This is a genomic window from Allorhizobium sonneratiae, from assembly GCF_023700755.1.
GTDB lineage: Bacteria > Pseudomonadota > Alphaproteobacteria > Rhizobiales > Rhizobiaceae > Allorhizobium > Allorhizobium sonneratiae.
The window spans coordinates 69,739-83,138 of the sequence record NZ_JAMKOJ010000004.1 but is presented as its reverse complement, the minus strand read 5'-3'; the positions used below and the strand labels follow the sequence as shown (position 1 = coordinate 83,138).

General features: G+C 58.6%; 13 protein-coding genes. 2 read left to right on the top strand and 11 right to left on the bottom strand.

The window, feature by feature from the left end; genetic code table 11:
* Positions 1 to 403: 403 nt before the first annotated feature.
* The 9 genes from NAC44_RS08600 to NAC44_RS08560 all read right to left on the bottom strand — a co-directional run bounded on the left by NAC44_RS08600 (position 404) and on the right by NAC44_RS08560 (position 8,993).
* Positions 404 to 1,372 carry a threonine ammonia-lyase gene (locus tag NAC44_RS08600; protein ID WP_250940000.1) on the bottom strand — a complete coding sequence of 323 codons (969 nt, stop codon included), beginning with the start codon at positions 1,370 to 1,372 and terminating at the stop codon, positions 404 to 406.
* 5 nt (positions 1,373 to 1,377) lie between these two features.
* Positions 1,378 to 2,370 carry an ornithine cyclodeaminase family protein gene (locus tag NAC44_RS08595; RefSeq protein WP_250939999.1) on the bottom strand — a complete coding sequence of 331 codons (993 nt, stop codon included), beginning with the start codon at positions 2,368 to 2,370 and terminating at the stop codon, positions 1,378 to 1,380.
* A gap of 312 nt (positions 2,371 to 2,682) precedes the next feature.
* A complete protein-coding gene (locus NAC44_RS08590; protein WP_250939998.1) occupies positions 2,683 to 3,072 on the bottom strand; it encodes a RidA family protein in 390 nt (129 codons plus the stop codon).
* A complete protein-coding gene (locus tag NAC44_RS08585; protein ID WP_250939997.1) occupies positions 3,072 to 4,250 on the bottom strand; it encodes an alanine racemase in 1,179 nt (392 codons plus the stop codon). The genes NAC44_RS08590 and NAC44_RS08585 overlap by 1 nt, the downstream gene beginning before the upstream one ends.
* A 281-nt stretch (positions 4,251 to 4,531) precedes the next feature.
* Positions 4,532 to 5,854, bottom strand: coding sequence for an NAD(P)/FAD-dependent oxidoreductase (locus tag NAC44_RS08580; RefSeq protein ID WP_250940524.1), 1,323 nt, complete (start codon positions 5,852 to 5,854; stop codon positions 4,532 to 4,534).
* 385 nt (positions 5,855 to 6,239) lie between these two features.
* The gene (locus tag NAC44_RS08575; protein ID WP_250939996.1) at positions 6,240 to 7,013 is read right to left on the bottom strand and encodes an anti-sigma factor family protein; all 774 of its coding nucleotides are present in this window, start codon (positions 7,011 to 7,013) and stop codon (positions 6,240 to 6,242) included.
* The gene (locus tag NAC44_RS08570) at positions 7,010 to 7,522 is read right to left on the bottom strand and encodes a sigma-70 family RNA polymerase sigma factor (protein ID WP_250939995.1); all 513 of its coding nucleotides are present in this window, start codon (positions 7,520 to 7,522) and stop codon (positions 7,010 to 7,012) included. Before NAC44_RS08570 ends, NAC44_RS08575 begins: the two co-directional genes overlap by 4 nt.
* Before the next feature lie 147 nt (positions 7,523 to 7,669).
* The gene (locus NAC44_RS08565) at positions 7,670 to 8,086 is read right to left on the bottom strand and encodes a DoxX family protein (RefSeq protein WP_250939994.1); all 417 of its coding nucleotides are present in this window, start codon (positions 8,084 to 8,086) and stop codon (positions 7,670 to 7,672) included.
* 205 nt (positions 8,087 to 8,291) lie between these two features.
* Positions 8,292 to 8,993, bottom strand: a complete 702-nt coding sequence (locus NAC44_RS08560) for a tetratricopeptide repeat protein (RefSeq protein WP_250939993.1) — start codon at positions 8,991 to 8,993, stop codon at positions 8,292 to 8,294.
* Between the two features lie 275 nt (positions 8,994 to 9,268).
* Between NAC44_RS08560 and NAC44_RS08555 the strand changes: the two genes are divergently transcribed.
* Positions 9,269 to 10,690 carry an aldehyde dehydrogenase family protein gene (locus NAC44_RS08555; protein ID WP_250939992.1) on the top strand — a complete coding sequence of 474 codons (1,422 nt, stop codon included), beginning with the start codon at positions 9,269 to 9,271 and terminating at the stop codon, positions 10,688 to 10,690.
* On the opposite strand, the gene NAC44_RS08550 is transcribed toward NAC44_RS08555, so the two are convergent.
* Both NAC44_RS08550 and NAC44_RS08545 read right to left on the bottom strand, forming a co-directional pair.
* Positions 10,684 to 11,613 (bottom strand): LysR family transcriptional regulator, encoded by a 930-nt coding sequence (locus tag NAC44_RS08550; RefSeq protein WP_250939991.1) that lies wholly within the window; start codon positions 11,611 to 11,613, stop codon positions 10,684 to 10,686. The two genes, NAC44_RS08555 and NAC44_RS08550, sit on opposite strands and share 7 nt — an antisense overlap.
* Before the next feature lie 271 nt (positions 11,614 to 11,884).
* Entirely contained in the window at positions 11,885 to 12,553 is a 669-nt protein-coding gene (locus tag NAC44_RS08545) for a hypothetical protein (protein WP_250939990.1), read from the bottom strand.
* 516 nt (positions 12,554 to 13,069) lie between these two features.
* On the opposite strand from NAC44_RS08545, the gene NAC44_RS08540 reads away from it, so the two are divergent.
* Complete coding sequence (locus NAC44_RS08540) at positions 13,070 to 13,360, top strand: hypothetical protein (protein ID WP_250939989.1); 291 nt, start codon at positions 13,070 to 13,072, stop codon at positions 13,358 to 13,360.
* Positions 13,361 to 13,400: the final 40 nt, after the last annotated feature.

Here is a 13,400-nt window from a genome sequence, read left to right as displayed (position 1 = left end):
GATGGGTGTTCTGTTGAACGGGATGGGATTGTATGGCAGCGAACAAGCGCAAGACAAGGCCGGTTGGCCTTGTCGAGCATTGTTCGCAATCAGGCGGCCCCTCCCGTTCTACCCGTCGGGCAAGGCGTATTTTGTGCCTGCGGGCGTCGGAAAGGTTTGAACATGGGGAGCATTTCCTGCACCTTTCCTTCTACTCAGACACAAAATACGCCTTGCAGAACAACCATCCTGATTGAGTTTTGACCCTAAGAGCATGTCCAGGAAAACCGTTCACACTCTTCCTGGACATGGTTTAAAAGCGCTCCATTGGAAAAGGTAAGGGACGCCGAGTTTGCAGCCTGGCGATGAGGGCGCAATCCACGCCATGCCGATGACGGTCCGCGTCACGGGACCGTTCGGCTGTTCAGCCCTCGGCATAGATCCCGGCCAGATCGCTCAAGTCCCAGTTCCCGCCCGATAGAACAGCGCAGACCTTTTCGCTTGGCTTCAGAGAGATCGAGCCTGCCAGCAGCGCGCCAACCGTGATGGCGGCTGCCGGTTCGGCGATCAGCTTGGCATCCTTTGCCAGCGCGCGCATGCCCTCGACAATATGCCGGTCTTCCACCAGAATGATTTCGTCGACATATTTCTCGATGATGGGAAAGGGGTTCTGGCCCGGAACGCTGATCCGCAGGCCATCCGCGATCGTGTCCAGCAGCGGAAGCGTGGTTCGCTCTTTGTTGATCCGGCTGTGGTAATATTTCGGCGTCAGTGCCGGCTCGGCGCCAATGACGCGCACGGACGGCTTGGTTTCCTTGATGGCCGTGGCAACACCCGAAATCAGCCCGCCCCCACCCACGGGAACGATCACGGTATCCACCTCCGCAAGATCTTCGAGAATTTCGCAGCCGATTGTTCCCTGTCCGGCCATGACGATCGGATCTTCGAAGGCGTGAATCGGCACGTAGTTGTTTTCGGCGGCAATCTCGTAGACCCGTTTCCACCGGGCCGCCGTGTCTCCGTCGAAGAGAATGACCTCAGCGCCCAGCGCCTTCGTGTTCTCGATCTTGATCTTCGGCGAGGTGACGGGCAATACCAGGATCGCCTTCACACCCAGCATTCTGGCGGCATAAGCCAGCCCCTGCGCATGATTGCCTGAGGAGGTCGCGATGATGCCGTTTGCAATATCGGCTCGAGAAAGCGACAAGGCTTTGTTGAGCGCGCCGCGAATCTTGAACGCGCCAGTGATTTGCAGGGTTTCCGGCTTAAGGTAGAGTTCGCAGCCGACAGTTTTTTCGATCTTCTCCGCGCGCAGCAGCGGTGTATGCCGGATATGTGGCTTGAGGCGGGCGCGTGCGTCGTGGATGTCCTGAAGTGTTGGAAAATTGCGCATGGTTGTCACTCGGTGAAGGAGAAGAATGAGCCAACAGCGTTGGCAAGCGCATTCCGGTAGATCGATCCAGCGGTGGTGTTGTCCTGGATCGCCATGCCGGTGGAGTCGAAGATGGTGATCTCTGTATCGCTCGTTCGACCGGGTTTGATGCCGAGCAGGATTTCCCCGATCTCGGCGTGAATATCGTCGACCTTGATGATATTGTCGGCCAGGGGGTGAAAGGTCTCCCCCTTCTGCGTGCATTGAGGAAGGGAATCGACCACAATCGTCGCGTTTCTGAACAGTTCGGGGTCAAGCTCCTGCTTGCCGCGAGCGTCCGCTCCAATGGCGATGATGTGTGTGCCGGGTTTGACCCAGTTTGCCTCGACCAGCTTACCCTTGCCGCGTGTCGTGGTAATCACGATATCAGCCTTTTCGACTGCGTCCCGCGCGCAGACTGCGGTTGTGACCGGTATCTGGAATTCACGTTCGATGTCGTGACGGTATGCCGACAAGGTCTCCGGCGTCCGGCTCCAGGCATGGATTTCGTCGATCTGCATGACTTCGCGGATGGCCCGGATCTGCATTCTTGCCTGATGCCCAGTTCCGATAGAGGCGATTATGCGCGCGTTTTTTCGAGCAAGTGCCTTGACTGAAACCGCGCCGGCGGCACCGGTTCGCAGGCCCGTGATCAGACTTCCATCCATGATGCAGACGAGCGCGCCGTTTCTGGCATCGAAAAGGAGAATGGTTCCCATGCTGTTGGGCACGCCATGCATCTGCGGATTGTCGATGAAACCGCCGGAATGCGCCTTCATCGAAATCATCTCGGCCTGGCTGTGATAACTCAGCTTGAAATCGATTTCGCCGCGCCCTCCAGGCAGGCGGATGCCGATATAGTCGGGTTGTTCGACCTGCCTGCTGCTGAAGGCCCTGTAGGCATCTTCCACGGCATCGATAACCTGATCTATGCCAATGAGGCCCTTCACCTGATCCTTGCTGAGCAGAAGCGTTTGCATGGTTGACCTCGGTTCTTGCGGTTCACCGCAGGCCCTACAGCGCCGTGCGCCAAATATGGCGCACAAAGGACGCTGTAACACTTGAAATCTGCTGCATAATTTTCCCCTTAAATCTCACCCGATTTAAGGAATTATGCAGTAGGGACTGCTTGTGCGATCAATATGCCCAACTTGGACCGTTATTTATCGCCGCATTTGCCACCGCTGAAGGCAGAATCTTGCGATTGAAAGCGCAACTTTCGCAGAAAGTTTGCCTTCAGCGCTCACTGCCATCGCGGTTCCAAGCACACACACCCACCGAGGCTGCGGGAATTACTGACCGATAATGGCTATCGCGTCGATCTCGACGAGATAGCCATAATGCAGTTCAGGGACAGGAACGACCGTGCGGGCGGGACGCGCCTCACCCAGTTTTTCGGCATAGACCGTGTTGAAACGCGGCCAATTGCCGACCCCGACGATATAGGCTGTCACGCGAACGAGATCGACCGGATGGCCGCCGCCAGCCTGAAGGATGGCCAGCATGTTGTCGATCGCCTGAGCTGCCTGCGTCTCGAAACTGTCGTCTGGCAGGGGCTCACCGTCGGCACGGATTGGCAACTGGCCTGATATGTAGAGATGATCTCCGGCGCGCTTTGCCTGGACATAATGTCCGGCCGGGCGCGGCGCTTCGTGCGTGCTGATGTCCAGGGCCTTCGTCATCACCAGCCTCCAAAACGGGGCCAGACGGCTTCAACATCATGCGAAGCTGCGCGTACCACATGATAGGCACTATGCTGTGCAGCGGTTGCGCAGGCGTGGTTGGGCAGGATGCGAACCCGGTCTCCGACGGCAAGCTCGGGCAGTTGACCGTTCGATCCGGGCCGGACGGCGATGATCCCGTGCTCCTGGCTTACATCGGCAACGATAACATCGTTGAAAACCTTGCCGTTCACGTCACAGACCAGACCAAAGCCCATGTCGATGGGCTGTTTGCTCGTGCCCCGGTCCCGCGACAGTGACATCCAGCCACCATCGGTGATGATCCAGCCTTTCTCGCGCTGGTGGCCTATAACGGTGGCGAGAATGCTGAGCGCAATATCGTCCACCTGGCAGATGCCGATCCCGGCCATAACCAGATCGAAGAAGACGAAGACCCCGGCGCGGACCTCGGTAACGCCCGTCAAGTCCTTCGCGTGATGGGCGGTTGGCGTCGAACCCACGCTGACGATAGGGCAGGGCAGGCCAGCGGCGCGTAATACCTCGGCGCAATCCACAACAGCCTTGCGTTCTGCCTCGGCAAAGCGCGCTTGCGCCTCAGGGCCGCCACCGCGATAGCTGTCGCCGGCATGGGTCATCACGCCGCGCAACTGCGCACCTGCAGCCAGCACCTCGCCGATCTGAAGCAGCCGGGTATGGTCATGCGGCGGAACGCCGGAGCGATGGCCGTCACAATCGATTTCGATGAGCGCCGGAATGGGCGAACCCGCCGCTTTCGATGCGGCGGCAATCGCCTCAGCCTGCTCGACATTGTCGGCAACGACCATCAGATCGATGCCGCGTGCCCGCATTTCTGCGACACGGGCGAGCTTTTCCGGGGCGATGCCGACCGCATAGATCATGTCGCGAACGCCTGCCGCTGCAAACTGCTCGGCCTCCTTCAAGGTCGATACGGTTGCAGGGCCTGCCGGCGTAGTCATGACCTTGCGTGCGACCTCGACCGACTTGGCCGTCTTCAGATGCGGGCGCAGCGAAACGCCCAGAGCATCAAGATGCGTCCGCAGCCGCGTGATATTGTTCTCCATCCGATCCGCATCCAGCACAAGGCAAGGCGTTTCCAGAGTTTCGAGAGTATTGGCGCAACTGGGGTCTGTCCGCATATCAAGCATACTGGCATCCATTGTAAGAGTTCCCGTTTGCCCCAGCTTGCCGATAACCCATAAAGGCTGCAATTAATGAATGCTGAATATCAGGTTTACTCTTACATTAATGCTCTGGCCGAAAACCTGCGCCGCGTTCACTCATCCCGGACCCTAGAGCATTTCACTGTTTCACGGAAACATTGAAATGCTCTCACCCTTTGTTGTTCCGCATTTCCGGACGGAAAACCGTTTCACACTTTTCTTGCGACAAAACAAAGGCTTAAAGCACGTTGCATGAGGCTGATAAGCCGCAACGTGCTTTAGAAATCGGAGACCTTCCCCCAGGCTGATTTCTCGAAGCGGGACGGATGGTAGGGCTTCGGATCGACGATAGGTTCGGCGCCTGATGCAATATCCGCAATCAGATGGCCAGCGCCGGGCCCGATGCCAAAGCCGTGGCCGGAGAAGCCGGCAGCGAGGATGAAACCGGGCAGGCTCTCGATTTCGCCTATACCGGGCACACCATCCGGCGTGGAGTCGATATAACCGGCCCAGGTGCCCGTGATTTTCGTGGACTTCAACGCTGGCAGAAGGTCCAGGGCGCGATGATGAATGAGACGAAGCGTTCCTTGATCCGGTTTCGGGTCAAGAATGCGCATGCGCTCCATGGGTGTGGGACGGTCGAGCCGCCAGCGGGACACAGTTTCATGCCCGCTTCTGATGCCTTCGAAACCGCCGGGGGACAGGATCTGCCAGCGCTTGGCGAACATAGGCAGGAATTGCGGCAGGAATCGCACCTGCTGGGGGGTTAGGTCAACGCGGGCGCGACCGCTGATCGCGAGCGTGTAATCGCCATTGCTTCGGCTCGTGATCGAAATGTCCTTCGTGTGCAGCGCTGGCGGAATGCCCGCTGCGCTTGAGACGGCGACAATAGAAGACCGAATGGACGCTTGTGGGAAACGGATGCCCATCTGCCGGCAGAAAGAAGAGGCCCAGGCGCCGCCAGACAGGACCGCGATTTTCGTGCGGATCGTGCCGCGTTCGGTAACGACAGCGCTCAGTCGGCCACCTTCTGTTTCGACACCGCGCGCCGCGCAGTTCTGGATGACGCTGCCGCCAAGTTTCATGATCGCACGCGCTACGGACGGCGCAGCCTTGGATGGATCGGCTATGCCGTCGGTTGGTGAAAAGACGCCACCTTTCCAGGAGCGGCCTGTTGCCTGGCCTCTTTCCGCAGCTTCTGCTGCTGACAACATATGCGTTGTCACACCGACCGTCTTTGCAAAGTCGCGCCAGCGTGCCCAGCCGGCAATTTCGGCCTCGTTGTTGCTGAGATAGAGGAGGCCGCAACGGCGAAAACCGATATCTTCGCCGGTTTCGGCGATGAAGCGCTCCCAAAGGTCGAGGCTCTTGGTCGCGAGGGGAAGTTCGCGAGCGTCGCGGTTTTGCTGGCGGCACCAGCCCCAGTTACGGCTTGACTGCTCGGCGCCGATACGGCCTTTCTCGACCAGGACGGTCTTCAGACCGCGCTGAGTCAGGAAATAGGCGGTGAAAACACCGACAATGCCACCGCCGATCACGACGACGTCGGCCTCTTGTGGCGGGTTCGAAGGGGTCTCGATAAGGGTCAACGGCGCAGGCATCGCAATCTCCATGTATTCAGCAGAGATTAGGCGATTGTGACACGCATACGGAACCGCAGTTCCTGACTTGGCGGCAGAAAATTCTGGTATCCCGTACAGTATCGAAATCTTCTGCGCCATTTCGCTTTTCACGGATTGAAGCGGAAAAGACCACTCCAGGCTAGCGATGTTTGCGACAAGAGGCAGAATTTTATGCTGTCATGAAATGAAAGACTGGGGGATGATGAAACGCGATTGAACGGATATCAGCCGCAGTCAACCGGCTTTCAGCCTTTGTTTTTAGCATTGAGGTTCCCGTTTCATTGAGGACAATGAAACGGGATATTCTTTAGAGCAGCGGATTTTTGCGAAAACCGGTTCCCACATTTCGGCCGATGCGCTGACATCATGTGATCTGATGGTAGATGTCGAGTGCGATGCTGTTCAGGTCTTCTCGCGGCAGTTCGCCAACCAGCACGCAACTGATTTGCTCCGCGCGCCAGTAGAGAGCCTTCAGGTGATCTTGTTCGGCATAGCGAAATGCCGTTTCCTGCCCCTGAGGATGCGGCACGATATAGAGCGTAATACGCCGCCCACTCTGGTCTTCGTACATCAGCTGAGCGGCCGGTTCGGCGCCTGCCGGAAGCAACCGACCGCCGACGAGGCTATAGCCCTTGCTGCTGAGATCAGGAATGTCGATCGACCGGTCAAGACGCCGCGACAGCCATGCCGCAAGATCGGCCTTTTTGTCGGCGCGGACTTCGACCGCGTGGACGACCTCACTTGCATAAAGAGCGTGAGCGTCTACGGCCTCACTCACGAACTGGGGCTCTGCGAGCTGGCCGGGTCTTGAAAACGAGTGCCCGTACCAGCCGATGCCACTGCCAATGAAAAGGCAGAGGATTGCAGCCGCTGCCAGCCGCTGCCAATCGGCTGTCTTTCTGGCGGCCTCGGCGGAAATTCTTCGGACATCGAGGCGATCGGGCAATGGCGCGTCATGACCATGCTGATAAAGCTCACGGATGGCCTCATTCTGCTTGCGCCAATCTGCCACTGTTTCAGCGTCCTGCGGGCGCATCGCCAGACAGGCTTCAACCTCCGCGGCACGACGCTCATCGAGCTGGCCGTCAACGTAAGCCAAAAGATCGGTGTCGCTGATGCTTTTCGACTCGTTCTTCATTTTACCGTCCTTAAACGAGGCGCCGGGTTATCGGTCAGTATGCGCAGCGATGCGCGTGCACGGCCAAGACGAGACATCAGAGTACCAATCGGTACATCCAATATTTTCGCCGCCTCTTCATAGCTGACACCTTCGAGCACGACCAGAAGCAGCGCCTCGCGCTGTTCATCTGGAAGCCGGTCGATCGCCTCTGCCGTCTCCGCCAGCGCCAGCCGGGCATATTGCTCCCCTTGATGATGGGGCTCAAGGATAACACTGTTGTCCATAGGGACAAATGCGGGCTTATGCCGACGTTGCCTTATGTCGTTGCGATAGATATTGAGGAGCATGCGGAAGAGCCATGGCCTGACGGCTCCGATGATCGGCCTCCAAAGCGCCCTCTTGCGGATTGCCCGTTCCAGGCAATCCTGAACAAGATCGTCCGCCATGTCGCGATCACGCGTGAGCGCCTGCGCATACCGGCGCAAGGCGGGCACACATGCTTCGACATCATTCAGGAAGCGTGACATGGCAGCAAACAGTCCTTCCTATCCAAGCTGATACCCTCTGAACCTGACTTTTTCAGCAGCCTGTTAAAGCACGTAGCATGCGGCTGATAAGCCGCAACATGCTGTAACTGGCGGCGATCATTCCCGAAACCGATGAAAATTCCCTTGTCATACCTGAAGTGCACGATTGCGGCCCCTCTTTAAAACGGCGTCGATCGAAACCCCTCCAGGTCCGTGGATAAAAAGGCAAAGATAGCCAGCGGCGAGACCGAGATCCTTGCCAAAAGCGATCTGCTCGGACGCTTGCATGAAGTCGTGATGAAAGATTGCAGCCGTAAGCAGGCAGAAACCGGAAAAGGCAAGCGCCAATGGCCGGACGGCCAGTCCCACAATAATCATCAGTCCGCCTGCAAACTGGAAAGCGGCCGTTGGATAAAGCAGGAGGAACGGAACACCGTGTTGTGCCATGAACGCTGCATTCGCGTCCGGGAAACGGGCGAGCAGGGTTGCATCATGGACAAAGACGGCCGCGATCAGCAATCGGACGATGAAAAGTCCAGACGCTTCAAGTTGTTGTGTATTCATGGCGTGTCTCCAAAGGTAACAGGGCTGTTTCACACGTCAGAGCGGGTCGCGGACGGATCATCGCCCGCGGCGGCGTGTTTAGAGCATCGGATTTTTCCGAAAACAGGTTCCCATTTTTTCCGTCCGGAAATGCATAAAAACAGAGAGTTAGAGCGTTTCTGTGATATTCTGAAACGCTCCAGGCGATCGTCTCGCGTCACCCTCTTCAGCTCTTGCTGACAGTGCCTTTGATAACGTCGGCGAGATCCCGATACTGCTCGCTGTTGGGGCCGGCGAGACTCCTGACCTTCTCCAGCTCAGCCTTGGCGAGGTTGGTCATATGCTGCTCCGCATAGGCTTCGCCGAGATATTCATGCGTGTTGACATTGTTCGGATCAGCCGCGAGCGCTTTGGCGTAAAAGGCCTGAGCCTTGTCGTAGTTGCCCATTTTGCGCCATGAATAGCCTATCATCGTGTAGGTCATCGAGTCCGGGCTGTGAACGGCGCCAAGGGTTGTCAGCGCCTGCTGGTAGCGACCAGCGAGTGCAAGATCGCGCCCTTCAGTATAGAGCGACTTGTCATCCATTTTGCTCGCAGTCTGACGCTCGCACTTTTGTGTCTTTTCGTTCCATACGGTACCACTGTTGCAGGAAGGCGTTTTGGCACCATCACTGCTGCTGCCTCCGCCGCTTGCCGCGATGGCAGCTGTGGAAAAAGGAAGAAGGCTGGCCAGGGCGAGGCTTGAGGCGACCAGGATGTGTTTGTTGATCATAATGCTCTCCAGAACAGTTGGACGAGGCCGGCTCATTCCGACGTCGACAAACTGTTCAACACCGCTGGGCGGGAAATAATCCGGGAAGGAGACCTGATTGCGTTCACGATATTGTGAACTGTCTCCCGGCTTTCGTCGTCTCCAGAGGATGAGCATGACACTGCGCCAGCATTGCCAAGCGGCTTGGCCAAGCGGCTTGCGGATTTTGCAAGGGACGAGATGTATGCGCCAATGTGCTGCGCCCTGTCCAGCCAGACAGTTTGCGGATCATGCCGAAGCGGCAGGTGGACCTGCATCGACAGGCCGTTGTTGTTAAGCTCAGCCTTAACCGGGCATTCAGGCGAGATCGATTGTCTATCTCTTTCCCTTTCGGTCATCCTGTGCGAAGCGCAGGCAATACGGGGCGCAGGACCAAGGAGAAGGCTGAAGCGATGCAACGAGACAACCAGTTTTACATCAACGGCGAGTGGCAGGCCTTTGACGATGTGAACCTGCTGCCGGTCGTCGATCCGGCCTCAGAACGCATCACCGGTCATGTGGCTGCAGGCAGTTCCCGTCACGTTGACCTTGCCGTGGCTGCCGCGCGCAAGGCCTTTCCGGGGTTTTCCGGCTCGCCGGTTCCAACGCGGGTGGCGCTCCTGAAAAGAATGCATGCGCTCGTCATGGAGCGCGCCGAGCTTTTTGCCCAGGCCATGGTGAGCGAAATGGGAACGCCGATCAGCTTTGCGCGGTCGTCGCAGGTCTTCTTTGCCGCCGAACACATCCGTGTGCAAATCGAGACGCTTGAAAAATACCCGTTCCTGTCGGTGGAGGGAGGTCTTGCGACGGCGAAAGAGGCCATTGGTGTCTGTGCCCTCATCACGCCCTGGAACTGGCCGCTTTATCAGATCACCGCCAAGGTGGCGCCGGCGATTGCTGCTGGCTGCACGATCGTCCTGAAGCCCAGCGAACTGTCGCCCTACAGTGCGCTTCTGTTTGCCGAGCTGATGCATGATGCCGGCACACCGCCCGGTGTGTTCAATCTGGTCAACGGCACAGGCGAGGCCGTAGGCGCGGCCCTGTCCAGCCATGCGGATGTCGATATGATTTCCATCACCGGCTCGACACGCGCGGGCGTGCTGGTCGCGCAAGCTGCGGCGCCCACCATCAAACGGGTGGTTCAGGAGCTTGGCGGCAAATCGCCGAACATATTGCTCGACGATGCCGATTTCGATGTTGCCGTTCCCAAAGGCGTGCTGGCGGGCATGCGCAATGCCGGTCAGTCCTGCAGTGCGCCGACACGCATGCTGGTGCCATCGCATCGACTTGCCGAGGTGGAGGCGCTGGCGCGCAAGGCCGTCAATGCCATGGTGGTGGGCGATCCGCTCGACGCCGCGACCACGATGGGGCCAATCGCCAACCGCGCCCAGTTCGATCGGGTGCAGACCATGATCCGCGCCGGTATCGATGGCGGAGCCAAGCTGGTTGTTGGTGGCCTCGGCAGGCCCGCCGGGCTGGAGAGCGGCCTCTTTGCCCAGCCAACGGTGTTTTCCGAGGTGACGACTGACATGCGCATCGCGCGCGAGGAAATCTTTGGCCCCGTTTTGGTGATCATGCCCTACAGGGACGAGGAAGAGGCGATCGCCATCGCCAACGATACGGTCTACGGGCTCGGCTCGCACGTGCAATCGGGCGATATCGAGCGGGCAAGGCGGGTGGCGGGCCGCATTCGTGCCGGTCAGGTTCATATCAACTATCCGGCCTGGAACGGTGCTGCGGCATTCGGCGGCTACAAACAGTCGGGCAATGGCCGCGAATATGGCGTCCATGGACTTGAGGAATATCTGGAGACGAAGTCGATCCTCGGTTACTGACCATCGGAGCTGAGGCCGCCGCTTCGCCATGGCGGCGGCTTGAGCGACTGACGCAGGAGCTTGAGGAAGGCGGTGGAGCGGGCGCTTCGCCCGTGTCTCGAACCCAGCATGGCGACGATGTCGGCTGAGGGAAGCTGCCAGTCAGGCAAGACTTCCTGCAAGCGGCCAGCGGCGAGGTCTTCGGCCACGCTCCATTCCGAGCGCAGCATCACGCCCTGGCCTGCCAGAGCCCAGTCCCGTATGACCGACCCGTCATTGCTCGACATGACCGGATTGATGCGCACCGTTGCAGTCTCCTGTCGAGGCCCTGTGAAACGCCAGAGCGTCACGTCCTCGTCGTTCTCGCGGACAGCGAGGCAACGGTGCCCGACGAGGTTTGCCGGCGCAGAAATAGGCGCAGCTGACGCAAGATAATGCGGACTGGCGCAGAGAATGCGCCGGTTCGGCGCCAGTGTCGTGACCACCTGGTCGAGATGTCCCCGCGCGCCGATGTGAATGATCACCTCGAAGCTGTCCATGAGCAGCGCTGAAGGGTGATCGGACAGTTCAAGCGTGGTGAGCGCGCTTTGATACTCGCGTGCAAACGCCTCCACGACGGGGGCGACATATTGCCGACCAAATCCGTGCGGCGCCGCAATCCTCAAATGCCCCCGCACGACACCCCTGCGGTCGGCAAGTGCTTCCGTCAGCTGATCGATGACATTGCTGACCAGAACGCTGTGCGAGAGGACGAGCGAGCCCTCTTCGGTGAGGAACAGGTTTTTGCCGGTTCGGTCGATGAGCCTGACCCCCACTTTCTCTTCAAGCGCGCGCAGACGCTGCGTCACGGCTGGCGGCGTCACGTTGAGCTTGCGCGCGCTCTCGGCCAGGGATCGGGACCCGGCAAGCACCGAAAAGAAGGCGAGATCATCGGATGTCAGCATTAATGCAGCCCTGAATTGAAGTGTGCAGGGACATTAATTTTCATCTTCAGTGTTCGGAGGCAAGATGGCCGAGCCGGAAATTGCGGAAAAGGGTCATAAAAGGGCTGTGTCTCAGCGCATTTCAGCGTTTCCGTGAAACAGTGAAGCGCTCTCGTGTCCTTCGCCAAGGTCGCCGAGAAGCAAATGCGCGGAACGGTTTTGCGTCTGGAATTACGTCGAAACAAAGGGTTACACCGCCATGCATCCTATTGGGTGCATGGCGGTGTAAGGCTCAATCCGTCTGCGTCTCGCCGACCAGTGCAGGAACATGCTCGTCCGAAATCGCCTCGGCCTGGCGATAAATGGTGGCTGGCAGATTTTGGGCAACATGCAGGCAGAGCACCTGCCGCACGTGATCGGGCAGGCTGTCGCGCATGGCGATGGACATGGCCGGAAAAGCGAGCCTCAGACTGGCCAGCGGGATTTTGGCAAGTGCAGCCAGTGCCGCTTTCAGTCTTCGTTCAGGCAGATCGACATCGCAGACCAGCACCACATGGCGATCCTGCAGCTTGAGCGGATTGCGGTTGCCGGTATAGGCGTGATGGCGGCGCTCTGCTTCGCTTACCAGCCGCCGCCGTTCCTCATCGACATAGCCCGGCGGAATGAACTGGTCTTCCGCATTGGTCTCCTCCATGACGATATGCGGATCGATACCGCCGACCACATGGCCGATCGGATGGGCGGGGGGAATGGGGCCGGGCAATTCCAGCACGACGGCCAGATCGAGCGGCGCTTTCACACTTTTTGCAACAGCCTGCGCCAAGGTCACGCTTTCCGGCGGGATGGCAAGGATGATCGGTCGCTCCAGCGCAAGATCCTGCACGGATCGCGCGAGAGCCTCCCCGGCCTGACGCCGGTTTTCAAAAAGCCATTTCGGATCGGAATCATGGTTCTGGGTCATGACGCTCTCAAACCTCCGGATCAAAGGGTGAGCCTCTACAACACGCGCTATGACAACATGCATTATGCCTGACGCGCTCATGTGTGCTGGCATGTTTTGACAGGCCGCTGTCACGACTATGGCCCACATCGCAACTCTCTTTTCTAAACGGTCGATCGGCCCAGTTGTTCCCCATCGTCCGGCTTTGCCTTCATGGCGGCAAAGGCACCGGCCAGAAGCATCGTCGTGAGCGAGGAACAATTTCTCGCAGCCGGTCGTTGGGTCACGAAACAGTGCATCGGTCGCAAAGACAGGGCAAGGGTGCCTTACGATGGGGTGACAATCACAAATGGGCGAGGTGCCCAGATGGGTGGACTGACATAACGGGTAACCCCCACGCGTGTTCTGTCACCGCGTCATTGCAGTTTTTCGTCCGTAAACGGGTCAAACAACAAGCAGGAGATGGCCGGTGAATCCCGTCTTGACCGCCCATCTCTCGTACAGGAAGGATCGGTTATGAGCCTCACCATGCAATGGATGACTGAGAACAACGGCGACACGGAGCATTTCGTCAAGCTTTTCAGCGACGAAGGCGATGAAATCCATGTCAGGGTTCATCCCTCGCGCGTCACGACGGAAGCCCTTCCCGCCCAGCAGGCGCTGGCGCTGGCGCTTGAGGCGCTGGCACGCATGACTGCCACTGCGGGCGAGGGGGCAAGTGAGGGCGGCGTGGGTGCACAGTTGCAAAAGGGGCTGGAAGACAGCTTTCCGGCAAGCGATCCGGTTTCCAGCACCATCACCACCACGCTTGCGAAAGACAAATCCTGAAACAGGAATGTGGATGGGGTGCATGGCAGGGGGGATAGAG

Excerpts from the sequence above, each read along its gene's own strand:
- NAC44_RS08545 (WP_250939990.1), bottom strand. The coding sequence starts at position 12,553 with ATGACCCAGAACCATGATTCCGATCCGAAATGGCTTTTTGAAAACCGG.
- NAC44_RS08565 (WP_250939994.1), bottom strand. The coding sequence starts at position 8,086 with ATGAATACACAACAACTTGAAGCGTCTGGACTTTTCATCGTCCGATTG.
- NAC44_RS08580 (WP_250940524.1), bottom strand. The coding sequence starts at position 5,854 with ATGCCTGCGCCGTTGACCCTTATCGAGACCCCTTCGAACCCGCCACAA.
- NAC44_RS08550 (WP_250939991.1), bottom strand. The coding sequence starts at position 11,613 with ATGCTGACATCCGATGATCTCGCCTTCTTTTCGGTGCTTGCCGGGTCC.
- NAC44_RS08540 (WP_250939989.1), top strand. The coding sequence starts at position 13,070 with ATGACTGAGAACAACGGCGACACGGAGCATTTCGTCAAGCTTTTCAGC.
- NAC44_RS08555 (WP_250939992.1), top strand. The coding sequence starts at position 9,269 with ATGCAACGAGACAACCAGTTTTACATCAACGGCGAGTGGCAGGCCTTT.
- NAC44_RS08595 (WP_250939999.1), bottom strand. The coding sequence starts at position 2,370 with ATGCAAACGCTTCTGCTCAGCAAGGATCAGGTGAAGGGCCTCATTGGC.
- NAC44_RS08575 (WP_250939996.1), bottom strand. The coding sequence starts at position 7,013 with ATGAAGAACGAGTCGAAAAGCATCAGCGACACCGATCTTTTGGCTTAC.
- NAC44_RS08600 (WP_250940000.1), bottom strand. The coding sequence starts at position 1,372 with ATGCGCAATTTTCCAACACTTCAGGACATCCACGACGCACGCGCCCGC.
- NAC44_RS08585 (WP_250939997.1), bottom strand. The coding sequence starts at position 4,250 with ATGGATGCCAGTATGCTTGATATGCGGACAGACCCCAGTTGCGCCAAT.
- NAC44_RS08570 (WP_250939995.1), bottom strand. The coding sequence starts at position 7,522 with ATGTCACGCTTCCTGAATGATGTCGAAGCATGTGTGCCCGCCTTGCGC.
- NAC44_RS08590 (WP_250939998.1), bottom strand. The coding sequence starts at position 3,072 with ATGACGAAGGCCCTGGACATCAGCACGCACGAAGCGCCGCGCCCGGCC.
- NAC44_RS08560 (WP_250939993.1), bottom strand. The coding sequence starts at position 8,993 with ATGCTCATCCTCTGGAGACGACGAAAGCCGGGAGACAGTTCACAATAT.